The sequence below is a fragment of the Azotosporobacter soli genome, from assembly GCF_030542965.1.
In the GTDB taxonomy this organism is placed as follows: Bacteria; Bacillota; Negativicutes; order SG130; family SG130; genus Azotosporobacter; species Azotosporobacter soli.
In genome coordinates, this window is sequence record NZ_JAUAOA010000009.1 from 28,762 (window position 1) to 53,775 (window position 25,014).

The window sequence follows — 25,014 nt, forward strand, 5'->3', positions numbered from 1 at the left end:
GCCTATTTTACTTTCGCAAACAAATCGGTTGGTAATACGCCATATCATCTGTAATTTGACCGCCCACTCTAGCAAGAATCGCACTGGCGACTCCACCAAGAATGAAACCGCCCCACAGCAAGCAGCCTTCAAAATCGCCCTGCTCCGTTTGAACCCGGCAACGTTCTAGTTCCACCCGTTTCTGATAAATTTTGCTTTGGTCATCATATTGAGATTCTTGCGTGCCGAATTCACACCGCCCTTGCGCATCATAAAGACGTACGCCTTGTCCTTCGCGCCCTAATAGCGGTTTTTCGACATACGCCGCGCGAGCATGAAAACGATTTTCAAAGTAAGTTGGTAGCATATACCTTTCAATCGTCGCCGTTTGAGCCTTATCATAGTAATCGCCTGATTCAAACGCAGCCCAGATCAGCGCCTGCAGCGCTTTCGTTTGGCCAAGCAAGGCCGTCGCCGGATTCACCAGACGAACTTTGCCCTGCGCTGCCAAGCGAAGCAACGTCGCACCTATCCTTTCGCCGTCTTCACTGCAATCACGGCTTAGCAACTCTAACGGATGCATCCGAAAAAGCACATCCACCTTGCGCAAAGCATCCGCTGCAGCGACAAAGACGCCACGCTCCGAAACCATAAGCTCGTGCAACGAAAAAAAGGTCGCTGGCCAGCCCGACTGTTTCATCAAATAACGTGTATTACCGGCATCTTCTTCATGCCAGCCTAATGCACTGAAGACATCAACTGAGTCTTCCCCAATCTGCTCCGCCATTCGCCAACACGCAAATACATCGCGAATTCGCTCCGCCATGCCTGCATTCGGGTCTTTTTTTTGCCAATAACTGCAAACCGAGCCATTCACATGAAAAGCTTCTACAACCCCGCTTGGCGTATCCGCATTAAATTCGATCATTTTCAAACCATCCGCAGTCTGCGCAAAATCAAAGCGTCCCAGCAGCGTCGTTTTTGTCCACTTTGAAATTCGCCGTACCGCCCCGAGCGCTGCTTCCGGAACGCCTATGGCAAACAGAAGTTCATCATCGGCAACTTGTAAAACCCGCACCGTTGTATCGATGATCGCGCCCATCTGTTCGACCGCCGTTCTTATCTCTTTGCACTGTTTTTCTTCCAGTGCCAGGCAATGAGGCAATGCATATTCTTGACCATACATCCGGTCCCAATTGAAAATACCTTTTTCACGCAACGGCTGGTAGATTGCCTCTCGGTGTGCAGAATAATTCATCCTGCGGCACCGCTGCTAGAACTGCCGATTCCACTTTTCGCGCCTTGCGAAATATGATTGGCATCGCCGCTTGACGCAGCGTTGTTACTGCCAAAACTCCGCACTGATGAACCGTAATAATGATTGCGCCTCGTTCCATCCTGCGACATTGGTTCATTGTCATAATCGCAATAGCCATCCTGATCCTCATCGACATGGACATGGCCATTTGCAGTCGGCGAACAGCCGCTCGACAGAAGAACCGCTGCCATAAAAAGGCCCAGGATGTGTCGTGATTTCGACCGTTCACTCTCCTGGTTATTCCACCGCATCTTTTGCCTCCTCGTCGACCGTTTCTACATAACGAATATAGCATCCACGATCTTCATCCAATTCAACCGCCTGAACCAGCCATTCTTTCCCCAAAAACTGCATATAATCGCAAAGCAAATTCAGCAGCAATTCCGAATCGCCAGCTACTTTTGTGCGTTCAATCAACTCCGCCCCGCTCTTTGCAGTCGGCCAATGTCGCATTTCCAAGTAAACGTCTCGTTCTGGAACTTTGGGCCACTGTTCTTTTTGCAACGCTTGCACCGGACGAAGATAGATCACATAATACATAACTTCTTGCGCTACCGAAGTCTTCTCATAAGCAGTCCCCAATTTGACAAAACGACTGCATACCATGCGCAACTCCACTTCCCGAAGTGATATATCCTCATAATAATAGAGCAACGGATATTCTTGAGCCGCATCTAATAAACGATATTCCAGCCGCACTGCTCACTCGCCTCCGCCGCTTATAATTTAATGAACTCACCACGCTTTGCTCGTTCCGGCAAAATCGAGGAACCCGGGCCACGCTGCGTCACTTCCTCCTGCGTTATATTGAGTTCGTCGGCAATTAACTTCCTGACCCGAGAGCCGCAAAAAGCCCCTTGGCACTTGCCTTGCCCCGCGCGGGTTCGCCGCTTGATTGCATCGATCGACTTCACGGCGATGCCGCGATGCAGCGCATCGATAATCTCGGCTTCCGTCACTTGCTCACAGCGGCAAATAATATGTTCATTCGGGTCTGTCGCATTAATATCACCTTTAAATGCAGCATCCTTTTTTCGAATAATCGCCTTGCGCAATGGGTTGAAATTCGCCTTATTAACAAGAGACAGTCCCGCCTGCACCAAAATCCCCTTGACCATAACGGCAATCGCCGGCGAAGAAGTCAGACCAGGCGAATCGATGCCAATCAAATTAATAAAACCCGGTACACGACTCTCTTCAATGACCCAATCCTTGCAGTTTGAAATCGGACGGTTTCCGGCAAATGATGTAATCGCTTTTTTCATATCAAAGTCAGGTACAGAAAGACGCGCCGTCTGCACAATATGTTCCAACGTCTTTGCATCCGTCCCAACATCTTCTTTGTCGTCAATTTCTTCGGCATTAGGTCCGACAAGCAGATTACCGTGATATGTCGTCGTCACCAAAATCCCTTTCCCCAATTCGGTCGGCACTTGAAAAATAACAGATTGGGCCAGATAGCTCTGCTCTTTTTCCAGCAAAACATATTGACCGCGCCGCGGTGTGATTTTATAGTCGTCAATCCCTAGCATCGCTGAAACTTTGTCGCTATATACTCCAGCCGAATTAATAACATAGCGTGCCGTTACCGTCTCCGCATTAGCTGCCGTGACTTTAAATCCGTCATTTGTCTTTTCAATTGCGGTTACTTCGCTATTCAAGCGCAATTCAACGCCGTTTTCCACCGCGTTTTCCGCAAGTGCAATCACAAATTCATACGGCGATGTAACGCCTGCATTCTTACAATACAACGCCGCTTTGACGTCTTTACTCAAATACGGCTCTATTTCGCGTGCCCGATCACCATCAATGATTGACAGCCCGCCCACTCCGTTCTTTTGGCCCTTCGCTTCAATTTTATGCAGCTTCTCCACATCTTCGTCGCGAAAAGCAAGCACCATCGATCCGGTTTCACGATAGCCAAAATGCAGTTCTTCTTCCAACTGACGATACATCCGATTGCCCTTCACACAAAGCTCTGCTTTCAATGTGCCCGGTTCGTCCGAATAACCGCCGTGAACAATGCCGCTATTGGCTTTCGAACAACCACAACTTACATCATCGCAACGCTCCAATACACAAACCTTCAATTCATATTTAGCCAGTTCACGTGCAATATTCATCCCTACAACACCTGCACCGACAATACATACATCATAGAAACTCATACTATTCCTCCTTAAAAACTCATTGTCTATATTGTAACATTCTTTATCGACATTTTGAAACACAACCTGATTTTGTTCTACTTGCAAATATAAAATTATTCAGAAAAAAGGGTTTCTATTCAAGGCATCGAATAAGTAACTAAATTTATGTCTTGAAAGGCGGTTGATTTTTTTGGTGTTCTCCCCCCGAACATTGTTATCCTCCCTCATAATTGCCCTAGTCCTGTTTCTCTTTTCTCCTTATTCGCAGGCCGCTGCCGACACCGGTAGCGCAAACGGGCCGCTTCCCAGTGATCGAACTTTGATTCTGATCAAGAAGTCAACACAGACACTGTCGATCATTCAAGGCGGCAAACCGATTCACAGCTATCGTTGCGCTTTCGGCGTAAACCCAAACGGCGATAAAGAGCAGCTTGGCGACAACAAAACTCCTGAAGGCCATTTTTACGTGACCGACAAATCGACACTGGATAACCACCCTTATCTAGGAAAAAAGTGGCTCGGCATCAGTTACCCCGATGTCGCCCATGCTGAAACAGGCTTAAAACAAGCTTTGATCGACATGTATCAGTATCAATCCATCCTGCGCGCCAACGAGCGGGGCTCAATGCCACCCCAGAACACTGCCCTCGGCGGTTGGATCGGCATTCACGGCGGTCGTGATGAGCTTACCAAGACCGGCGTCAATTGGACGGAGGGTTGTATTGCACTCTTAGAGAAAGATTTGGATGAATTATATTCTCTGATCGATACCGGTACCGAAATCATCATTACGCGATAAAAAAACAGGCGATTGCGCCTGTTTTTTTATCGTCTCATTTTCGCGTCGCAACTTTGGTCACGTAAATGGACTGAAACTCGACTTTCGCCGGCAGCTTTACATCTTTAAGCATTGCATAACGTTCAGCATATGCTTGAAACATTTCCACTAATTTTCCTTGCGACGTTGTATTTTTCTCATATACATCCGGCAAGACCTTTAAGTATAAACCATCCGTCCTCTCTTCAAGCAACATAGTACGATATTCGACCGTCACCGGCGTCCCAACGCTGACAATTTCAAATAACTCTTGCGCATCCGCATCATACATGCGGATGCAGCCACCGGATACCGGATAGTCTAAGCTCCATGGTTTATTGGTTCCGTGAATGCCATAGGAAGGTTTAAATTCCATCCAACGCGAACCCAACGGATTGTCGCTGCCGGGCGGCACCGGAGTTTTATCGGCAAAACCGGAACCTGGATACCATACCGGGTTTCTCTCTTTGAAAAAAACGTGGTACGCGCCTATAGGCGTCTGCTCATACGGAGTGCCCACCGCAATGGTGTAACGTTTTACCGGCTGGCCATTCGACAGCAAATAAAGAGCGTATTCAGGCACATTGATACTTAACGAAACTTCTGCAAAAGCTACTGAAGTGAAAGCCAGCAACGCCAAAATCAGAGGCAATAGCGTACGCATGGTAATCATCTCTCTTTCTTACCGCTTATGCATCAAACCTTGTCATTATTTTACCATTTCCACCCACTTTTTTCTACTCTCAAACATGAATACATGGAGTCGACAAAAGGATTATGTCTTACGTTAGCGAAATCATCAGTAAAATAGAGTAATCGGAGGCGAGTAAAATGAACTGTCTTGGGCGTGTCACCCTCTGCATTGCCATAACCGTATCACTCTCATGCTTATTCTTATTCTCATCCGCTTACGCGAATCACCGAAGTGATAACGGTTTGGCAGGCAACATCAAATTTGTCCGCGAAGAACTCCCCTCTCCCGCTCCAGCATTACCAAGCATGACCAGAGAAACCGTTTACGGCGTCAGCGGTCAAATCCTTCGCATTTCTTCTTTTGTCGCCAATACTTCCTACAGTGATAAATCTTATTCCTATGACGAAGCCGGCCGTCTAATCCTGGTAAGTCGACAGTCCGGCAACCGGTGGATCCCGGAAACCGCCTACCAATATTCCGCCGACCAACTGCTTCTCACCCTATGCTACGGCCCGGACGGAAAACTGTTGGAAACGAAGAGAGCGCCAGCGAGCGATCGCCAGACCGCCCCTGTCTGCAAGATTGAACGCAAAGGAGATATCGTCTACCACTACCGCACCGATGGCAATTCCTCGCAGCCTAGTTTAAGCTCTAGTTATGAATATGCAGCCGATAATACCTTGTTTCGTAAAACACTCTACCACCCTAACGGCGTTATCGCGGCAGCTATCATTTTTGATCGACAGCAAAACCCGATCACCCTTTACCAGTATGACACACAAGGAAACCTGCTCACACTTGAACAAATACATTATCGAGTCGATGAAAAAGGCAACTGGCTAGAAAAAACCACGCATCGTTTCCAAAATGGTCAATGGCAGGATCCCATCGCTGTAAAGCGAACGCTCTCATACTACTAATCAAGAGGCTGTCTCAAATTATTGAGACAGCCTCTTTCCTTTACCCGATGCGCAGGCAGCGCATCGACATCGACGCATTTTGAAATCCTTCATGAAAAAATGTCACTTTGTCATCGCTTTCAGCAAGAGCCACCGCATATAAGAGCGGTAGATAATGCTCATCGGTCGGTACTGCCAGCCTAGCCTGCGGCAAATCGCGTTCATATTCGATCAAACGAACATATTCTCCGCTTGTCAGACACTCTTTTACCGCCGCGTCAAACTCTTTTGCCCACTCATATGGCGCTGCATCCAAATTATAAAAATCCGCCATCCGCAAATTATGCACGATATTGCCACTGCCGATAACTAATATTCCCTGCTCGCGCAGCGGGGCCAAGCCTTTCGCAAACGCATAGTGCTGCGCTGCAGTAAGTCCATAGTCTAGACTCAGCTCCATTACAGGTATATTTGCCGCCGGATACATATGACGCAACACTGCATACGCAGCATGATCCAAACCACGTGTCAGATGAGGCAGAATCGATTTTTCGGCCAACCACTCCGCTCCTTGCGGCAAATGTGAAAATGCGCCAGGACAGGGATATGTTACTCGATATAATTCTTCCGGAAAACCAGTAAAATCATAAATAAGTTGCGGGCTTTCGGAAGCCGTCAACCAAGTTCCTTTCGTTTGCCAATGCGCCGATACGACAAGAATGCCGGAGGGGCGAGGCAAATCCCTCGCCACGCGCACCAGGCTTTGCGTATAAGAATTGTCTGCTACCATGTTCATAGGCGATCCGTGTCCGACAAACAAAACTGGCATTCTTTCCATCTAAAACACCCTCCTTTTATGAAACAAATAAGTAGTAAGCTACAACACCGACCATCGCAACTGCCGCCAGTAATTTGGCTAAGACGCCAATAAACTGCCCCTTCGCCACCCCTAGCGCCACTTCCTGCGCACGTGTCCAATCCTGATTTTTGCTGTACTCCGCAACAGCAGCGGCAGCGTATGCGCCGAGTACCGCCCCGGCAACCGATCCGATAAGCGGTAACATTCCGGTTCCCCATATGCCCCCGATAAATGCGCCGAGCATCGCTGCCGGTATCGTCCGTTTTGCAGCCTTATGGCGTTTCGCTCCAATGAGACCAGCAAGAAATTCAAGCAACTCGCCCACAACAAAAAGCACAGCAATAATGACCAAGGCCGAATATTCTAAATGGCTGAAGCCATCATACCAACCATATCCGAGCGCAACCAGTAAAATCAGCCAATTTCCGGCAAAACCGATTGCCGTAAGAAAAATGCCGCCTATCAGTACGAGCATCAACAGCAACTTCAAAACCATAAACCCAATCACTCCAGCCTATATACTTTTCTAGTTGTCTTCGCCTCCTTGCGCCGCAAATCCTCTTTGCATCCTCTTGTCAATTTGTCAGAATTGTTCGTGTCATTTCGCCGAACTCGTGTTACACTAGGATTAAGAAGATCCTTACTGACGGGAGGGGTGTATGTTATGTTCAAACGAATTCTCATCCCCATCGACGGTTCAGAAGCTGCTTGGCACGCGTTGGCTCAAGCTCGCGCCTTAGGCGAAAAATTTGACAGCGCCATCACAATCATCCATGTCATTGAACCTCACTACGCATTGCCGGCAGTAGCCATTAGCGGCGAGGCTCCGTTCATCACGGTCAGCATTGAAGAAATTGAAACCACCGGTTACAAACTGATCGAAATGGCCCGCCAGCGCATGCACGGCTACGAACCCTTGGAAACCACTCTTGAATTCGGTCACCCGGCACAGCGGATTATCGATCTGGCTAAAGAAGAGGGATACGACCTGATCGTCATGGGTTCACGCGGCTTAAGTTCAATCGCCGGTTTTTTCCAAGGCAGTACGAGCGCTACCGTCGCGCATTACTCGACGATTCCGGTCATGCTGGTGAAATAGTGTTTCAATAAACAAAGACGCAAGTTGATGCACATTTACGTGCCGCAACTTGCGTCTTATTTCATTGTTGTAAGCGATTCAATGCCTTGCGGCCGATATCGCGTCTAAAATGCATGCCGGCAAAAGAGACTTCAATAACCGCCTGATAAGCTTTACGGATCGCCGCTTGGATATCCTGAGCCACTGCTGTAACGCCAAGAACTCGTCCACCATCCGTCATCAGTTGGCCGTCTTGCTGTCTTGTGCCTGAATGAAAGACAATGCCTTCTTTCTGTTTAGCGCCTTCAATACCGCTGATGATCATCCCGCTTTCATAAGGACCCGGATAACCCCAAGAGGCCATGACAACACACACAGCCGCACCGTCTTTCCAGGCGACATCGACCTCGCTCAACTTGCCCTGGCTGCAAGCAAGCAAAATTTCGGCTAAATCGCCATCCAACAATGGCAATACAACTTGCGTCTCCGGATCGCCAAATCTGGCATTAAATTCAATGACCTTCGGTCCTTCCTCTGTCAGGATCAGACCGGCATACAGACATCCCTTATATGGGCAACCTTCTTGAGCCATTGCGCGAACCACCGGGAGCAATACTTCTTGTTTCACCTGCTCCGCCAATTCAGGCGTCAATACCGGCGCCGGGGCATACGCGCCCATCCCACCCGTATTGGGACCCTGATCATCGTCGAAAATCCGTTTATGGTCCTGCGCCGCTACCATCGGCACAACCGTCTCGCCATCGACAAATGCCAGCAACGAGACTTCCTCACCAACCAAGCATTCCTCAATAACTACACGTTCACCCGCTAAGCCAAAAGAGTGACCCGTCAGCATTTCATCAACCGCTTGACAGGCGACTTCCGTCGTCGCTGCCACAACAACGCCTTTTCCCGCAGCCAAACCGTCCGCCTTGACAACAATCGGCGCACCTTGCTTGCGAATATAGGACTTAGCTGCTTCGGCATCTTGAAACGATGCATAAGCGGCTGTCGGTATGCCATATTTTATCATGATTGTTTTCGCAAAATCTTTTGAGCTTTCCAAGCGTGCCGCCGCCTGATTCGGACCAAAGACTGCAATTTTCGCCTTGTTGAATGCGTCAACGATGCCGTTGGCCAACGGCGCTTCCGGACCAACTACGACAAGATCGATCGCATGTTCTTGAGCCAAACGGACCATCGCAGCATTATCGCCGGGATTTCCTTCTAAACAGATTGCCAAATCCTGCATGCCCGGGTTTCCCGGTACGCAATATATTTTCTCCACCTTAGGACTCTGCGCCAATTTCCAAAGCAGCGCATGTTCTCGCCCGCCGCCGCCGATAATCATGATACGCACGCAAGAAACCTCCTTATTTTAATGTTTAAAATGCCTCATTCCGGTAAAAACCATCGCAATGCCGTGTTCATCGGCTGCTTGGATCGATTCGTCATCACGCATCGAGCCGCCCGGTTGGATGATCGCTTTGATTCCAGCAGCAGCTGCTGCATCAATGCTGTCACGAAACGGAAAAAACGCATCCGAAGCCAAGACCGCTCCAGAAGCTTTTGCTCCCGCCTGCGCCAACGCAATGCCAGCCGATCCAACCCGGTTCATTTGACCGGCGCCAACGCCAAGTGTCGCACCATCTTTCGCTACAACGATCGCATTCGATTTCACATGTTTTACCACATTCCAAGCCAGCATCAATTCCGCCCATTCACGTTCAGACGGTTCTCGCTTACTAACAACGCGCATCGCTTCACGCGGCGCAGTCTGCAAGTCACGTTCCTGCAGCAAAACGCCGCCGGATACGCTTTTGAGTTCCTGATCCGTTCGATCCGTATCGCTGAAATCAGCCGCCAACAAACGTACATTTGCTTTTTTCATTAAGACTTCCAATGCTTCCACTTCAAACCCCGGCGCAATGACGGCTTCCACAAAAAGACCGCTCATTTTTTCCGCTGCCGCTTTGTCGACAACACGGTTTAATCCGATAATGCCCCCATACGCCGAAACAGGATCCGCATCGAGCGCCAACTGGTAAGCGTCGGCAATCGTATCGGCTTGCGCCGTTCCGCAAGGATTGGTATGTTTAATAATTGTGACTGCCGGAGCGGAAAAATCGCGTACGATTTGATAAGCAGCCTCGACATCAACAATATTATTGTAAGATAATTCTTTGCCATGCAGTTGCTTCGCTCCAGCCACGCCCCAGACAGGAGCAAGGCGATTACGATAAAAAGCCGCCGCCTGATGCGGATTTTCTCCATAACGTAAGCTTTGCACCTTTTCATATACAACATGCAAAGTGTCGGGCAACTCGGTCTCACCCGCTGCCGCACGCAAGTATCGGCTGATGCATGCATCATATTCAGCCGTATGGCTGTAAGCCTCTCTGGCCAGCATCATGCGAAACGACGCTTCCGATTCACCTTTATTCGCCAATTGTTCAAGCAAAGCGGCATATCTTTCGGGATTGACGACAACCGTCACATCGCGGAAGTTTTTTGCTGCGGCGCGGATCATTGCCGGACCGCCAATATCAATGTTCTCGACCGCTTCTTCAAGACTGACGCCTGGTTTAGCAATCGTCTGGCGAAAGGGGTACAAGTTTACCACGACAAGATCAATGCCGCGAATGCCGTGTTCTTCCAACGCAGCAATATGATCCGGATTGTCGCGCACTGCCAAAATTCCGCCATGAATATACGGATTCAGCGTTTTTACGCGACCATCTAATATTTCAGGGAATCCAGTGACCTCTGTAACATATATCGCGGGAATTCCCGCTGCCGCAAGTGCCTTATAAGTCCCGCCGGTAGAAATGATTTCTATGCCAAGCGCATGTAGTTTTGTCGCAAACTCAACAATACCTGTTTTGTCCGATACACTGATCAACGCACGTTTCATCTTCATTGCTGTTTTTCGTTCCTTTCCTTTACTACTTTTACTTTGCGACCTTCAAGCTTTAGACACCCTGACAAATATAACTGGATGGCTTGCGGATAAATGCGATGTTCCTCGACTAAAATACGCTGCGCCAAGGATTCTTCCGTATCTTCCTCTTCAATCGGAACAACAGCTTGCAATATAATCGGACCAGTATCCATGCCTTCATCGACAAAATGGACCGTGCACCCCGATACTTTCGCTCCATAATCAATGGCTTGAGCCTGCGCATGCAATCCAGGAAAAGCCGGCAAAAGAGCCGGATGGATATTCAAGATTCTGCTTCTGAATCCACTAATAAAATGCGAGCTTAAAATGCGCATAAAACCGGCCAATACAACCAAAGAGGCCTCGTGCTGCAGTAAGCACTGCGCCAAAGCATCCTCAAACGCATCTCGCCCTTTATATTCACTGCGTGCAATGCAAACAGCAGGTATTCCAGCCGCACGAGCTTTTTCCAGCGCAGGCGCCTTCGGATTATCACTGATGACGACCGCAAGCTTCGCATTTAATGTCCCGGCATTAATTGCCGCCATGATAGACTGCAAATTGCTGCCGCGGCCGGAAACCAAAATTCCGAGGCGAGCGTTATTCGACACCGAATTCGCCACCCTTCAAGCAAACCGCTCCACTGTCCGTCACCCGACCGATAAGATAGCATTCCTCGTCTTGCGCCGCAAGTGCGGCTTTGATGCGCTGCGCCTCATCCGCTTTAGCAACCAGCATCATACCGATCCCCATATTGAAAGTCCGGTACATTTCATCCCAGGCAATATTACCCCACTCTTGCAAAAGATCGAATATCGGCTGACGCGGCCACGTCGTGATATCAACTTCGACGCCGCAGCCTTCCGGAAGAACACGCGGGATATTGTCGTAAAAACCGCCGCCGGTAACATGAACCATGCCCTTAATTTCAAACGCTTCGATAAGCGGCAAGCAAATTTTAGGATATAAGCGAGTCGGAGTCAAAAGTTCCTCACCCAGCGTTTTTCCCAGCTTAGGTACGACCTCATCCATTCCGATATGTTTATGCTCGAAACAAACCTTGCGCACCAACGAATAGCCGTTAGAATGCAAGCCGCTCGAAGGCAGGCCAAGAAGCACATCGCCAGGACAAATGGCAGCGCCGGTAATCAAGCGCTCCCGTTCGACAATACCAACAGCAAAACCGCCAATATCATATTCTCCTTTTTTGTAAAAACCGGCCATTTCAGCCGTCTCACCGCCAATCAGTGCACAGCCCGATTCTTTACAGGCCGCTGCGATTCCGCCGACAATATCCGCAACCTGTTCCGGCTGCAGTTTGCCAACCGCAAGATAGTCAAGAAAGAATAAAGGTTCCGCACCTTGAACCAGAATATCATTGACGCACATCGCCACCGCATCCTGACCGATTGTATCGTGGCGCTTTGCCATAAACGCAATGCACAATTTCGTTCCTACGCCATCAGTACCGGAAACCAGTACCGGCTGGCGATATTTAGCCCAGTCAAGCGCAAACAGTCCTCCAAATCCGCCAAGATCGCCTAACACTTCTTTACGATATGTGGATTTTACATGTTTTTTTATCATTTCAACCGAGCGATTCCCCGCATCGATATCCACGCCTGCATCGCGATAGGTTAATGACGTCATGATTATCCTCCGTTACTATCTTTTCGTTCAAAGATAAATTTGTTACTGGCACAAGTTTCATTTTCGCACGGCGTACTCGCCGGATAATCGCCGTTAAAGCACGCATAACACATATCATTGTATTTCACATTTTTAACCGCTTGATACAAACCGTCCAGCGACAAATAATGCAGGGAATCGGCGCCAATCATTTGCCGAATCTCTTCCACCGATTTTGTCGCCGCAATCAGATCGCGACGCACCGAAGTATCGATGCCGTAATAACAAGGATGCGCAATCGGCGGCGAACTCACGCACATATGTACTGCTTTCGCGCCGGCCTCTTTAAGCATGCGTACGATTTTTCCGCTTGTCGTACCGCGCACAATTGAATCGTCAACCATGATTACATTCTTGCCCTCAACGACAGCTTTCACGGCATTCAGCTTGATTTTGACGCTAAGATCACGCTTCTTCTGCTCCGGTTGAATAAATGTTCGACCGATATAACGATTTTTCATCAAGCCTTCGCCAAACGGAATTTTCGATTCACGGCTAAAACCAAGTGCTGCGGTCGTGCCCGAATCCGGCACGGAAATCACAATATCTGCTTCATATTTGCTCTCACGTGCCAATTGGCGTCCCATTTCAAACCGTGCTTGCTGAACGCTTTGCCCGTCGATCACGCTATCCGGTCGGGCAAAATAAATGTATTCGAATACACACAGCGCACGCCGCTTCGCTTCAGCAAAACGATGTGAACTCAGTCCGTTTTCATCGATGACTACCATTTCTCCCGGCTCAACATCGCGGACAAATTCAGCACCTACCGTATCGAGCGCGCATGACTCCGATGCGATAACCCAGCCTGCATTGAGTTTGCCGATGCATAACGGACGAAATCCATGCGGGTCGCGAACGCCAATCAGTTTCGTTTCTGTCATAACAACGAGGCAGTACGCCCCTTCAACTTCGCGCAAACTATCGACGACTTTTTCTTCTAATGACGCTTTGCGCGAACGTGCAATTAAATTAACGATAACTTCACTGTCAATCGAGGTCTGGAATACGCTTCCCTCCTCCTCCATCCGGCGACGAAGTTCCTTGGCATTGGTCAGGTTGCCGTTGTGCGCCAAACTGATGTGTCCGCCCGAATAGCGTACCATCAGCGGTTGCGTGTTCATCAGCAAGCTCGAACCGGTCGTCGAATAACGAACATGGCCAATCGAAATATACTGTCCGTCCATATGCGGCAATTGGTGGCGAAATACTTCGCCAACCAAGCCCATGCCCCGGTAAACATCCATCCATGCGCCGTCCGATATGGCAATTCCAGCACTTTCCTGTCCCCGGTGCTGCAGCGCATATAAACCCCAATAGCTATTTAGTGCGACATCATCTTCATGCGAATAGATGCCAAACACGCCACATTCTTCGCGGAACTTATCCGTTTCCATTATGCACGCTCTCCCGTCAAGCGATAAAGCACTTCCTTGTATGCGTCCTCCACCTTTCCGAGGTCGCGGCGAAAGCGATCTTTATCCATTTTTTCTTTCGTAACACTATCCCAGAAGCGACAGGTATCCGGGGATATTTCGTCTCCCAGGATTACCTTTCCTTCATACACGCCAAATTCAAGTTTGAAATCAATCAGTTCCAGATTTTTCCCCTTTAGATACTCCGACAAAATCGCATTGATTGCCAGCGCATAGTCTTCCATCGTCTTAACTTGTTCTTCTGTCGCCAATTTCATTGCCTTGATATGATATTGATTGATCAGCGGATCACCCAATTCATCATTCTTATAGTACATTTCAACGATTGTTTCTGCCATCTTGGTTCCCTCTGCCAAGCCCAGACGTTTCGCCAGACTGCCTGCAGCAATATTTCTCACGACAACTTCAACCGGCAGAATCGTCAAAGCTTTAACGAGCATTTCACGGTCACTGACGCGACGGATGAAATGATGCGGAATGCCTTTTTCGCCAAGCAGTTCAAAAAAGAAGCTGGCAATTTTATTGTTAAGCACGCCCTTACTGGCAATGGTTCCTTTCTTCTCACCATTGAATGCGGTCGCGTCATCCTTGAAATACACCATGACCTCATTCGCTTTTTCCGTAGTAAAAATCTTCTTTGCTTTTCCCTCATATAACATTTTGCTTTCCATTTTTCTTTTCCTCCTCGTTATAATTTAGCGGCTAAGCGCTGTTCTTTTTCTTCTACTTCTTTGGCCATTGCTGTTCTCATATCCGCCAAGGCTTTTACCAACTGTGGGTGAGCAGTCGCAAGAATTTGCAACGCAAAAATCGCTGCATTCTTCGCGCCATTGATCGCCATCGTCGCAACCGGAATGCCTGACGGCATTTGCACGATGCTCAAGAGTGCGTCCATGCCCTGCAATGCCGTTGCATTGACCGGAACTCCAATAACCGGCAATGTCGTATACGCTGCAATCACGCCCGGCAGATGCGCAGCCGCACCAGCGGCCGCAATAATGACCTCGACACCACGTTCACGCGCACCTGCTGCAAACGCATGCGCCTTGTCCGGAGTTCGATGGGCTGACGCTACGACAACTTCACATTCCACTTCATAGCGCTTCAGAAGTTGCACTGCGCTTTCTAGAATCGGCCAATCAGAGTCACTTCCCATGATTATCGCCACTTTCATCTGTTCCACCTGCCTTTGTTAGTGTTAAACCCAGACATCTTTTTTATGATGTCTGGGTTTTATTTGCACTTTGTCCGGTTATTCGGCCAAGAAAACCAACCGTACAATGACCAATGCCGCCAGGATATATACGACCCAATGCACTTCTTTTGATCGTCCGGTGAGGACTTTAAGCAGCGGGTACAAGACAAGACCAAACGAGATACCATTTGCAATGCTGTACGTGAACGGCATCATGACGATTGTTAAAAAGGCCGGCAGCGCTTCGGTGAAATCGCTGAAATCAATATTGCGCACGCCTTCCATCATCAAAGCACCGACAATGATCAGCGCTGGCGCAGTTGCCGCATCCGGAATCAGACCAACAAGCGGCGTAAAGAACAGAGCCACCAAAAACAGCAGGCCGCAGACAACGGCCGTAAGTCCGGTACGTCCGCCAGCCCCGACGCCAGCCGCACTTTCAACAAAAGCCGTAATCGTACTGGTTCCAAGGATTGCGCCCAAGCTCACGCCAGTGGCATCAACCGTCATCGCCTTACCAAGATTAGGAATGTTGCCGTCTTTATCCATCAAGCCAGCGCGACTAGTCGTACCGACTAAGGTTCCCATCGTGTCAAACAATTCAACAAAGGTAAAGGTGAAGATAATAGTCATCAAACCCATGTTAATTGCACCCATGATATCAAGTGCAAAGAACGCGTTACGGCTGAAGTCAGGTATTGCCACCGGAGTAAAACCAGCCGGAACATTGACAACGCCCATTGCAATACCGACTAACGTCGTCGTCAAAATTCCAATCAGCATCGAACCACGCACATTGCGAACCATTAAAACAGCCATAAGCAATAAACCAAATACTGCCAGTAAAACACCTTTGTCTACAAATTTTCCCATTTCAATAATCGTTTCAAAATACAGCGGCGTGCCATTACCATGGCCGGCCACGATTTTTTCCAGTGTCGGCGGAATCAACGACAATCGGATGCTCATCAGTCCGGATAGTTTGAGACCGATGATCGTAATGAACAGGCCAATCCCCACCGTAATCGCATGCTTCAACGAATGCGGCATACCTTCAACCAGCAACTGCCGTATCTTGGTTACCGTTAAAAGAATAAAAATAATGCCGGAAATAAAAACTGCCCCTAAGGCAACTTGCCAGGAAACACCCATGCCAATAACTACGGTAAATGCATAAAACGCATTCAACCCCATCCCGGGCGCCAAAGCAATCGGATAGTTTACAAACAATCCCATCGCCATCGTTACCAGCGCAGAACCAAGCGCGGTCGCCAACAGCACTGCATTCTTATCCATGCCTGCCGCACCAAGAATACTCGGATTTACGAACAGGATATACGCCATCGTCATAAATGTTGTAATGCCAGCCATAACTTCTGTTTGCACATCTGTTTTTCGAACACTGAGTTGAAATAATTTTTCTAGCATAAAGCCACTCCTTCGGTTTTCCTATATTTAAACTTTTATTGCTCTATTCATCCTCATCTATTTTTACTGCTACCACTCACCTCCAAAATAAAAAAATCCGAACGGAAAGGTTTGCTGCAACATAAATTGAGCGAAACCTCCCCGTCCGGGTTTTTATCCCATCGGTGTAGCATCAACAGACGCCTGCGCCACTCGGTCTCAGCCAGCACATCGCCGCGGAACCCTAGGCACACTTTCACCCGTAGTCAGACAATTTACGGTTGTCCGGTAGAAACGCTTGAGCCATATCCTCAAAATTATACGAGCATATTCAGTTGTCTTGGCACGTATTTATTTTATCAGCCAAGTAAACAACTGTCAATTGCGAACTGAACTTTATTTCTTTTTTTTCTTTCATCGTTCGGCTTTTTGGCGGTTTTTCTTGTTACAATGCTAAAATTTCCAAGCCATACGTTATTTTATCTTTTTCTTTTGACGAAACCTTGAAATGAGAGGCACCAAACAAGTCGGATAAAATATTAATCATGACAATCAAGCCGCCAAAGCGTGCATTGGAAAGCAAATAATTCTGCACTGTGCCGCCTTGAATACGAATCTCACACTCCACCTTGAGCATTTGTGTCATTTGGTATTCAAAACGCGACAAACGGCAGTCAAGCTGATGCTGATTTCCAAGCAAAAGCATCTGTTGTAATAATAACTGTACAGCAAAGACAGCACGCTGAGACAAATTCATTATACTAATTTCCGGCGTCTGACAACTCACACTCAAATTCGGATATTGGGGCAAAAACCGTTCTCCCAGTTCCTGCTCTAAGAGCTTTAGCGTTATATCATTGCTGCTTGTCGGTACGATATCCAAATACCCCATCATGCATTTTTGCAGCGCAAGCAGACGTTCTCTTTCAATTGCCGGATTTCCTCCTTCCAGCACCTGTGCAAATACCATTTTGTCGAGACGGCGAATCACATCGACGTCCTGCCTGAAAGCAGTCATCTTCTCTTCCATCGATTTCAACACTTTTTGATACGCTTGGTTCCGTTGCTCTAATGCTAATTCCAGAGCAACTCTCTCTTTTTTCAAATTATAGTATTCCAGCGATTTCCGTACCGCCATCAGCAAGTCCTCATCCATTTTCCACGGTTTGGTAATGAATTTATGGATATCCCCTTCATTTACCGTAGCCAGTACCTGTGTAATCTGCGTATAACCCGACAAGACTAATTTGATGATATCCGGATAGTTTTCTTTCACTTTTTTCAACAAGGTTAGTCCATCCATGCCTGGCATCCGCATATCGGTGACCATAACGCTCACTTCATGTTTGGCCAGTTGTTCTAACGCCTCTTGGCCGCTGCAAGCAAAGAGCGCGTCATAATCCTCATCAATGACAGCCCGGCGGATCGAGCTTAATATATTCACCTCATCATCAACGAACAATACGATATTCTTTGCCATCTCCACCCCTCCTATCCGTCTTTTAACTGTTTCGCCAAAATTTCGCAGTCTTCCTTGGCAATACCAAGCGCCGCAAAAACCCCTTCCTCCAATTTAGCCTTCGAAGATGGCCGCACTTTTTTCCAGGAATAATAATTCGCCAGATGCGTCAAACATACCAATTCTCGATGAACGACCGGCGCGTTCAGAGGGTCATGCGAAAACAACGCCGCTTCGACAATCGGATACGGCAATTGCCACCAATTCAATAAATATGCGCCCAGTTCTTGATGCGACACGCCGAACGCTTCGCGCTCCAACGCTTCCAGACTCGGCATGCCTAGTTGCTCCGACTGCAGCATCACTTCGGCAAAACGCGCACCGAACTGTTTTGCAAGCAGTACCTTCCCAATATCATGCAACAATCCCGCGCTTGCGCGATCATCAGGCATCTTCTTATGCAGTAATTCCTCGGACATCGTGAGCAACAGCCTATTTGCCATACTGGAATGACGCCACAGAATCTCCCTGATCGAAGCCTGCACTTTGCCGCCATTTTTTTCATCAAAGATGCTGCTTGCCATCACAATGTTTTTTACGATGGAAAGTCCGAGAAAAGAAACCGCCTGTTGCGCCGAACCTGTTTTTACGCTGCAAAACGCCGAATTTGCCAACTGCAGCACTTTCGCCGCAATCGCCTGATCTCGATTAATTAGTCCGGCAATTTGTTTAATGTCGGCTTCTTCTTCAAGCATCGTGCACAATTGACGATAAATCCCCGGCAGGGTAGGAAGGTTGTCCATGCTCTCAATCCGGTCCAACAAACGGCGCTCACGCAATAGGTCTTGCAACTTAAAAATATGATCGACAATTTGCAGCAACATCTCATTGTCCCATGGTTTCAGCAAATACATTTTCGAAGATCCGTCCAACAGCGAACGGAATAGTTCCTGCTCTTGCGCATAACCACTTAGGATCAGACGCATCGTGTCCGGGTACTTTTCCTTTACTTTTAGCAAGAGTTGGTGTCCGCTCATGCTCGGCATCCGCATATCGCTCACCACGAGATCAACCTCATGCTGTTCAAGAAATTCCAATGCTTCCTTGCCGCTTTCCGCCAAATTAATTTCATAATCGCGTTCACGAAAAAGCCGGTATAACGAACGCAATATCGCCTGCTCATCATCGACAAACAATATTCGTCGCTTCATGCACCTCACCCCCTCAGGCAACTTTGCACTAATCCCGGAAACGATCTCTGATTCGCAAAAAATCATCCAACTTCTCTAGCAAACAGTCAACCACAGTTGGATCAAAATGTACGCCGCGCTGTTCATTAAAATACTCCACAATTTCCTCTAACGTCCAGGCTTTTTTATAAATCCGTTCACAACCCAATGCATCAAAAACATCGGCCACTGCTGTAATTCGCGCCGACAATTGAATATCTTTACCAGCCAGGCCGTGCGGATATCCTGACCCATCATATTTTTCGTGGTGTTCCAGCGCAATCACGCTTGCCAATTTAAAGAGCGGCAGTTCCGAGCCTTTCAGCATTTCATAGCCAATCAGCGCATGATTTTTCATCAATTCGAACTCTGTGGGAATTAATTTTTCCGGTTTTGCCAAAACAGCATCCGGAATGCCTATTTTCCCTATGTCATGCATCGGTGCCGCAAAACGATATAATTCGCTTTCTTCGTGCGATATGCCCATGCAACGTGCTAATAACGCAGCATATTCTCCAACCCGGCGCACATGATAACCCGTTTCGCGTGAGCGTGTCTCCGCCACTTCCATCAGTCGCATAAAGATGTCGCGCTGCGTATCATCCATTTCCGTATGCAAATTCAAATTGTCAAAGGCCGCCGAAACATTCAGGCAAAAGACTTCCAACAGCCGGCGGTCAACCTCGCTCACCTTTTTTTGACACTCCAGATAAATGACATAGGCTGACATGTCCTGACTTTGCCAATACAGTACGACATATTCCTCCATAAAAAGGCTGTCTTCTTTCTGCATCGCACTTTGAATGCGTTCGGTGACATAGGAGGGAACATCACTTCCCAACGTGCGGCAAATCATATGCTCAAAATTCCCCGTCGCCGCTAAGATGATAAAGGGATTGCCCTTTTGTGAAGCCGCGGCAAAACCGGTTGTTTTTAGATATAAACTACTTTTTCCTAAATACAGCATTGAAGTCAATTGGGTCAATACGCCACGGGCAAAATTCTGCATTGACTGCAGACGAAAAATTTCCGGCGAGGCTTGTACGATTTGTTCCAGTCCTTTTTTATTTTGTTCAATGATTTGCAAATCACGATAGGAACGAAGTGCGCCGATTGTCGCAGTCTGTAATTTTTGCGCCGTCAATTCCGTCTTCTCTCGATAATCATTAATATCATAATCTATAATTACGCTCGATTCCGGCGCTTTGCCCGGTTGGCCCGTGCGCAAAATGATACGAACCATTTTGTTGTTTAATTCATTTCTAATGTGACGAACCAACTGCAGACCCGCTTCGTCGTCTTCCATGACAACATCAAGCAGCAACATTGCTATGTCGAAATGCTGCGCTAAAAAATCTTTCGCTTCACTTGCCGAATACGCACTATGAAAGGACAAGCGTCGGCCTTCAAATTTCATGCCTTCTAAGACTAATTTCGTGACATTATGCACATCCTCTTCGTCATCTACGATGAGAATCTGCCAAGTCTCTTCTTTATCATTTACCCCCGCTGGCATCACTTCTTTTTCATCTGCAAAAACCAACAAATCTTGATTCTGCATCATCAGCCCTCCCAACGGCAGTTCGCCTCGAACCGTCCGAACCTATTTACCAAAATGATTCGTTTTTCATTTGCAAAACCCTTTTTGCGCTAATGCATTTTATCATTCAATCACGCTTGCCTTATCCGGTTCGTCATAAAAAGAAAACAATAATTCAATTTGCTGCTGCGTAATTCGGCGCAATGATAATTCCGGCAGCCCATCACGCTCAAAGAAGGCCGCGGCCTTCGTTTCCAAACCGCCACTGAGTTCTCCCCTTAGCCATTCACACCGGATGAAAATTTTATAAATATGATAAGGCGCCGGAGGATGGGCGTGTTTTTTCATGTCAAGCACCGCCAATAACCGCCCCGGTTTTACCGTCAGCCCAGCCTCTTCCGCTACTTCCTTTATCACATTTTCAACCGGAGAATATCCGACATCAGCCCAGCCACCCGGCAGCGACCAACAGTCATCCGATTCTTCCTGCACCAATAAGAGTTTCCCTTCATGAAAAATAACGCCGCGCACATCCACCTTCGGAGTCTGATAACCGCTTTCGTTCGCAAACAGTTGCATGACTTTGTCCATATCCGTTTCCGTATAGTGTGCCATCATTTCAGCACTGATCGCTCTTATTTCGGCAAACCGCTCCAGCTCGAACTTGTTTTTCGAATAATTCAGTCCCGCCTGCGCCAGTGCCTGTAATCGTTCGGCAAAATCAATCCATTTTTGCGTCATGCCGCTTCCCCCTTTTCAAGATACTTCGCTCTTTTCGTCAACTTTACCTCTAGACGACAGCGAATATTTAGAATTTTCATTGCATAGAAAAAGCACCGCTGTTGCGGTGCTTTTTCTACTTTATTCCCACTCAATCGTAGAAGGCGGCTTCGACGTAATATCATATACGATTCGATTCACGCCTTTTACTTCATTTACGATGCGACGCGAAATAGAATCCAGTACGTCATAAGGCATACGAACCCAGTCCGCCGTCATGCCATCATCGCTAGATACAATCCGCAAGCCCACCGTATAAGCGTAGGTCCGCTCATCGCCCATGACTCCAACGCTCTTGATATCCGGCAAAACAGCAAACGCCTGCCATACTTTACGGTACAGACCCGCCTTTTTGATTTCTTCCTGCACAATGACATCTGCATCACGCAAGATTTCAAGACGTTCTTCGGTAATTTCACCAATAATGCGAATTGCAAGTCCCGGCCCCGGAAAAGGCTGACGCCAGACAATTTCTTCCGGCAAGCCCAGTTCTTTTGCCAGTGCGCGCACTTCATCTTTGAACAGGTCGCGCAGCGGTTCAACCAATGCAAATTTCATGTCTTCCGGCAAGCCGCCCACATTATGATGGCTCTTAATCACAGCTGCTGTTTCCGTGCCGCTTTCGATTACATCCGGATACAACGTTCCTTGCACCAGAAAATCAATCTGTCCGAGTTTTTCCGCTTCTGATTCAAAGACCCGGATAAATTCATCACCGATCAGTTTACGTTTTTGTTCCGGCTCGGTCACACCGCTCAAACGCGTCATGAAACGTTCGGTAACATTCGCATAGATTAAGTTCAGCTTCACTTCATCGCGGAACGTCTTGACGACTTGTTCCGATTCGCCTTTACGCATGAAGCCATGATTGACGTATACGCAAGTCAATTGATCGCCAACCGCGCGATGCACCAAAACCGCCGCAACCGAAGAGTCAATGCCGCCGCTGAGTGCACATAACACTTTTTTGTCGCCGACCTGCTTGCGGATCGCCGCTACTGCCTGATCGACGAACGACCCCATATCCCAATCGCCGCGACATTTGCAAATGCCGAACAGGAAATTTTTCAGCATGTCCATTCCAGCCGGCGTATGCACGACTTCGGGATGAAACTGTACGCCGTAGATATTGCGCGCCGTATTGGCCATCGCCGCAACGGGAGTACTGTCCGTATGAGCATTTACGACAAAACCGGCCGGAGCCGTTTCGATATAATCGCCATGACTCATCCAAACCGGCGTTTCACCGCTGATCCCAGCCAACACATCTGTGCTGTTATCGATAATCAGCTTCGTGTTCCCGTATTCTCTCGATTCGGCCCGGGCAACAACGCCGCCCAGCAGATTGGCCGTCAACTGCATGCCGTAGCAAATTCCAAGTACCGGGATGCCAAGTTCAAAGACAGCCGGATCGCATTTCGGCGCCTTTTCAGCATAAACGCTGGAAGGACCGCCAGAAAAGACGATTGCTTTCGGATTCATAGCCTTTATTTTTTCGATGGACGTGCTGAAGGAGACGATTTCACAATATACACGACATTCCCGAATGCGTCGGGCAATCAGTTGGCTATATTGTCCGCCAAAGTCCATTACCAGCACCAATTCGTGGTGTTTGTTTTCCATAGCTGAACATTCCCTCCTCGCTTATTAGTTCACAATGATATCATACCTTGTTACGGATTGTAAATCCCCTTCAACAGGGTTTCTTTGCGCAAACCGGCACACTCACAGCTACGCTCCTCTTTCATATTGCGTATCGTATCGATGATAATTCGACTGATCATCGGCGCATCGTTATAAAAAATGTCCTTTAAATCTTCGTGCGACCAGTCTTTAACCAAGCCTTCTCCATAATTGACGACAAAATACAGGCCCGCAATGCAGGCGCCAATTTCGCGCGCCAAATACACTTCCGGACAAAGGCTTTGCCCAATGATATCAGCGTGACCTTTCAACATCGCCACTTCCGCCGGGCTTTCAAAATGCCGCCCGTCGGTGACGGCATAAGTACCGCGCCGGAAAATGCGTCCGGAAAAATGACTGGCCGTCCGCGTCAGTAGTTCTTCTCGCAGTTCAGCGCACAGAGGATCACGCATGACGAGCAGATAGCGGCCTTCCAATTCGACATCCTTGCGCACCGACAAATCCAGATAGTCATCCGGGATCATGAAATCACGTATATCAAGCAGATGGTTAGCCGTTCCAACGCCGCCTTCCGTCAAAATTCGCTTTACGCCAGCTTCGCGAAACACCCAGAAAATTTGACGCGAAGCATCCGCACGGCTTGTCCCCTGGCGCCAGCCATGCATCTTGCAAGTCAGAACATTGCGACCATCGATGCTAAACAAACGAAAGGAAGGACTCTTGCCATAAGGAGTTTCAAACTGCAATCCATCTTCAATAATTGACACGCCAGAATCGTTTGCCCCTAACGGAAAATCGCTCGATAAAGTGCCAGAACCGCCAACGACGGCAAATTGAGCCTGTGGAATCATGAAAGTTCCTCCTCAACAATCAAAACTTTTTATAATGCGATATTCCGTATCACGCTGAGCCGGTATTTTTCCAGCGCTGCGAATTAACGAAACCATATGATCTATCGACATTTGATAAGCCGTACCGGCTGCCCGTACTACATTTTCTTCCAGCATAATACTACCTAGGTCATTGGCGCCAAACGCCAGCGTTAGTTGTCCCACTTGCTGCCCTTGCGTCACCCACGATCCTTGGATATGTTTGATGTTATCCATATACAATCGACTGAGTGACAGCGTTCGCAGATAATCCCAGCTAGAAATCTTTTCGCCGCCCATTTCCGTATTACCCGGTTGGTACGACCAAGTGATGAAAGCCCTGAATCCGCCGGTTTTATCCTGCAAATCCCGTATCTTTCGAAAATGCGCCACTCTGTGCTCCGCCGTTTCGCCCATGCCAATCACCATTGTCGCAGTTGTTTCCAGGCCAACCGCATGTGCTGTTTCCATAACTTCCAACCACTGATCCGCACTGATCTTTTTCGGGCTGACTCTCTGCCGGACTTCATCCACCAAAATTTCCGCACCGCCTCCCGGCAGGGAGTCAAGCCCAGCCGTTTTCAAGGCTTGCAGCACTTTTTTCACCCCTAGTCCGGATTGGTGCGCCATATGAAGCACTTCAGCCGGGGAAAAGGAATGAATCGCGATTGGGAAATTCGTCTTGATATAAGTCAGCAAATCCAGATAATAATTGAAATTCAGTCCTGGATGCAAGCCGCCCTGCAGCATGACCTGCGTCCCTCCGGCTGCAATCGTCTCCTGCAACTTTTCTTTCAATACCTGCTGCGGCAAAACATAAGCGTCTGCCTGTCCTTCGCGCCGATAAAATGCGCAAAAGCGGCATTCGCTTGTGCAGATATTCGTATAATTAATATTGCGATCCACCACGAAAGTCACTTGGCGCTCAGGATGCAGTTCTCGTCTCATTTGATCCGCCAAACGGCCAAGTTCAACGAGATCGCCTTTTTTAAATTGTTCTAATGCTTGTTCATCCGACATTCTCTTCATAT

Annotated in this window: 25 protein-coding genes and 1 riboswitch; of the genes, 3 read left to right on the forward strand and 22 right to left on the reverse strand. The window is 48.1% G+C overall.

What is annotated here, in order from left to right:
• Positions 1–7: 7 nt before the first annotated feature.
• Genes QTL79_RS09970 through QTL79_RS09985 form a run of 4 tightly spaced genes read right to left on the reverse strand, consistent with a single transcriptional unit; the run spans position 8 to position 3,465 of the window.
• Entirely contained in the window at positions 8–1,237 is a 1,230-nt protein-coding gene (locus QTL79_RS09970) for a glutathionylspermidine synthase family protein (protein ID WP_346354828.1), read from the reverse strand.
• Positions 1,234–1,548 carry a hypothetical protein gene (locus QTL79_RS09975; RefSeq protein WP_346354829.1) on the reverse strand — a complete coding sequence of 105 codons (315 nt, stop codon included), beginning with the start codon at positions 1,546–1,548 and terminating at the stop codon, positions 1,234–1,236. The genes QTL79_RS09970 and QTL79_RS09975 overlap by 4 nt, the downstream gene beginning before the upstream one ends.
• Positions 1,535–1,996, reverse strand: coding sequence for a hypothetical protein (locus QTL79_RS09980; protein WP_346354830.1), 462 nt, complete (start codon positions 1,994–1,996; stop codon positions 1,535–1,537). Before QTL79_RS09980 ends, QTL79_RS09975 begins: the two co-directional genes overlap by 14 nt.
• A gap of 20 nt (positions 1,997–2,016) precedes the next feature.
• Positions 2,017–3,465 carry an NAD(P)/FAD-dependent oxidoreductase gene (locus tag QTL79_RS09985; protein ID WP_346354831.1) on the reverse strand — a complete coding sequence of 483 codons (1,449 nt, stop codon included), beginning with the start codon at positions 3,463–3,465 and terminating at the stop codon, positions 2,017–2,019.
• A gap of 163 nt (positions 3,466–3,628) precedes the next feature.
• Here QTL79_RS09985 and QTL79_RS09990 point away from each other — a divergent pair, with 163 nt between their 5' ends.
• Entirely contained in the window at positions 3,629–4,246 is a 618-nt protein-coding gene (locus tag QTL79_RS09990) for a L,D-transpeptidase family protein (protein WP_346354832.1), read from the forward strand.
• Between the two features lie 34 nt (positions 4,247–4,280).
• On the opposite strand, the gene QTL79_RS09995 is transcribed toward QTL79_RS09990, so the two are convergent.
• Complete coding sequence (locus QTL79_RS09995; RefSeq protein ID WP_346354833.1) at positions 4,281–4,928, reverse strand: L,D-transpeptidase; 648 nt, start codon at positions 4,926–4,928, stop codon at positions 4,281–4,283.
• A gap of 167 nt (positions 4,929–5,095) precedes the next feature.
• Here QTL79_RS09995 and QTL79_RS10000 point away from each other — a divergent pair, with 167 nt between their 5' ends.
• Positions 5,096–5,878: a hypothetical protein gene (locus QTL79_RS10000; protein WP_346354834.1), complete on the forward strand. Its 783-nt coding sequence runs from the start codon at positions 5,096–5,098 to the stop codon at positions 5,876–5,878.
• Positions 5,879–5,918: 40 nt separating this feature from the next.
• Here QTL79_RS10000 and ygiD read toward each other — a convergent pair whose 3' ends face one another.
• Both ygiD and QTL79_RS10010 read right to left on the reverse strand, forming a co-directional pair.
• Positions 5,919–6,695, reverse strand: coding sequence for a 4,5-DOPA-extradiol-dioxygenase (ygiD, locus tag QTL79_RS10005; protein ID WP_346354835.1), 777 nt, complete (start codon positions 6,693–6,695; stop codon positions 5,919–5,921).
• A gap of 16 nt (positions 6,696–6,711) precedes the next feature.
• The gene (locus tag QTL79_RS10010) at positions 6,712–7,212 is read right to left on the reverse strand and encodes a DUF456 family protein (RefSeq protein WP_346354836.1); all 501 of its coding nucleotides are present in this window, start codon (positions 7,210–7,212) and stop codon (positions 6,712–6,714) included.
• 168 nt (positions 7,213–7,380) lie between these two features.
• Between QTL79_RS10010 and QTL79_RS10015 the strand changes: the two genes are divergently transcribed.
• Complete coding sequence (locus QTL79_RS10015; protein ID WP_346354837.1) at positions 7,381–7,815, forward strand: universal stress protein; 435 nt, start codon at positions 7,381–7,383, stop codon at positions 7,813–7,815.
• 61 nt (positions 7,816–7,876) lie between these two features.
• Here QTL79_RS10015 and purD read toward each other — a convergent pair whose 3' ends face one another.
• From purD to mqnC, 15 genes are all read right to left on the reverse strand, one after another.
• Positions 7,877–9,154: a phosphoribosylamine--glycine ligase gene (purD, locus tag QTL79_RS10020; RefSeq protein ID WP_346354838.1), complete on the reverse strand. Its 1,278-nt coding sequence runs from the start codon at positions 9,152–9,154 to the stop codon at positions 7,877–7,879.
• 18 nt (positions 9,155–9,172) lie between these two features.
• A complete protein-coding gene (purH, locus tag QTL79_RS10025; protein WP_346354839.1) occupies positions 9,173–10,714 on the reverse strand; it encodes a bifunctional phosphoribosylaminoimidazolecarboxamide formyltransferase/IMP cyclohydrolase in 1,542 nt (513 codons plus the stop codon).
• Positions 10,711–11,346, reverse strand: a complete 636-nt coding sequence (gene purN, locus QTL79_RS10030; RefSeq protein WP_346354840.1) for a phosphoribosylglycinamide formyltransferase — start codon at positions 11,344–11,346, stop codon at positions 10,711–10,713. Before purN ends, purH begins: the two co-directional genes overlap by 4 nt.
• Positions 11,336–12,385, reverse strand: coding sequence for a phosphoribosylformylglycinamidine cyclo-ligase (gene purM / locus QTL79_RS10035; RefSeq protein WP_346354841.1), 1,050 nt, complete (start codon positions 12,383–12,385; stop codon positions 11,336–11,338). Before purM ends, purN begins: the two co-directional genes overlap by 11 nt.
• 2 nt (positions 12,386–12,387) lie before the next feature.
• Positions 12,388–13,821, reverse strand: a complete 1,434-nt coding sequence (purF, locus tag QTL79_RS10040) for an amidophosphoribosyltransferase (RefSeq protein ID WP_346354842.1) — start codon at positions 13,819–13,821, stop codon at positions 12,388–12,390.
• Positions 13,821–14,531 carry a phosphoribosylaminoimidazolesuccinocarboxamide synthase gene (gene purC / locus QTL79_RS10045; RefSeq protein WP_346354843.1) on the reverse strand — a complete coding sequence of 237 codons (711 nt, stop codon included), beginning with the start codon at positions 14,529–14,531 and terminating at the stop codon, positions 13,821–13,823. Before purC ends, purF begins: the two co-directional genes overlap by 1 nt.
• A 17-nt stretch (positions 14,532–14,548) precedes the next feature.
• Entirely contained in the window at positions 14,549–15,034 is a 486-nt protein-coding gene (gene purE / locus QTL79_RS10050) for a 5-(carboxyamino)imidazole ribonucleotide mutase (RefSeq protein ID WP_346354844.1), read from the reverse strand.
• Positions 15,035–15,112: 78 nt separating this feature from the next.
• Positions 15,113–16,483, reverse strand: coding sequence for an NCS2 family permease (locus tag QTL79_RS10055; protein ID WP_346354845.1), 1,371 nt, complete (start codon positions 16,481–16,483; stop codon positions 15,113–15,115).
• Between the two features lie 222 nt (positions 16,484–16,705).
• Positions 16,706–16,807: riboswitch (purine riboswitch) on the reverse strand.
• A gap of 100 nt (positions 16,808–16,907) precedes the next feature.
• Positions 16,908–17,942, reverse strand: coding sequence for a response regulator (locus QTL79_RS10060; RefSeq protein WP_346354846.1), 1,035 nt, complete (start codon positions 17,940–17,942; stop codon positions 16,908–16,910).
• An 11-nt stretch (positions 17,943–17,953) separates the two neighbouring features.
• Entirely contained in the window at positions 17,954–19,132 is a 1,179-nt protein-coding gene (locus QTL79_RS10065; RefSeq protein ID WP_346354847.1) for an HDOD domain-containing protein, read from the reverse strand.
• Positions 19,133–19,160: 28 nt separating this feature from the next.
• Positions 19,161–20,714 carry a DUF3369 domain-containing protein gene (locus QTL79_RS10070; protein ID WP_346354848.1) on the reverse strand — a complete coding sequence of 518 codons (1,554 nt, stop codon included), beginning with the start codon at positions 20,712–20,714 and terminating at the stop codon, positions 19,161–19,163.
• A gap of 99 nt (positions 20,715–20,813) precedes the next feature.
• Complete coding sequence (locus QTL79_RS10075) at positions 20,814–21,431, reverse strand: NUDIX hydrolase (protein ID WP_346354849.1); 618 nt, start codon at positions 21,429–21,431, stop codon at positions 20,814–20,816.
• Between the two features lie 120 nt (positions 21,432–21,551).
• A complete protein-coding gene (gene guaA, locus QTL79_RS10080) occupies positions 21,552–23,093 on the reverse strand; it encodes a glutamine-hydrolyzing GMP synthase (protein WP_346354850.1) in 1,542 nt (513 codons plus the stop codon).
• A 50-nt stretch (positions 23,094–23,143) separates the two neighbouring features.
• Positions 23,144–23,965, reverse strand: a complete 822-nt coding sequence (locus tag QTL79_RS10085; protein ID WP_346354851.1) for a phosphorylase family protein — start codon at positions 23,963–23,965, stop codon at positions 23,144–23,146.
• Positions 23,966–23,977: 12 nt separating this feature from the next.
• Positions 23,978–25,012, reverse strand: coding sequence for a cyclic dehypoxanthinyl futalosine synthase (mqnC, locus tag QTL79_RS10090; RefSeq protein WP_346354852.1), 1,035 nt, complete (start codon positions 25,010–25,012; stop codon positions 23,978–23,980).
• Positions 25,013–25,014 lie beyond the last annotated feature (2 nt).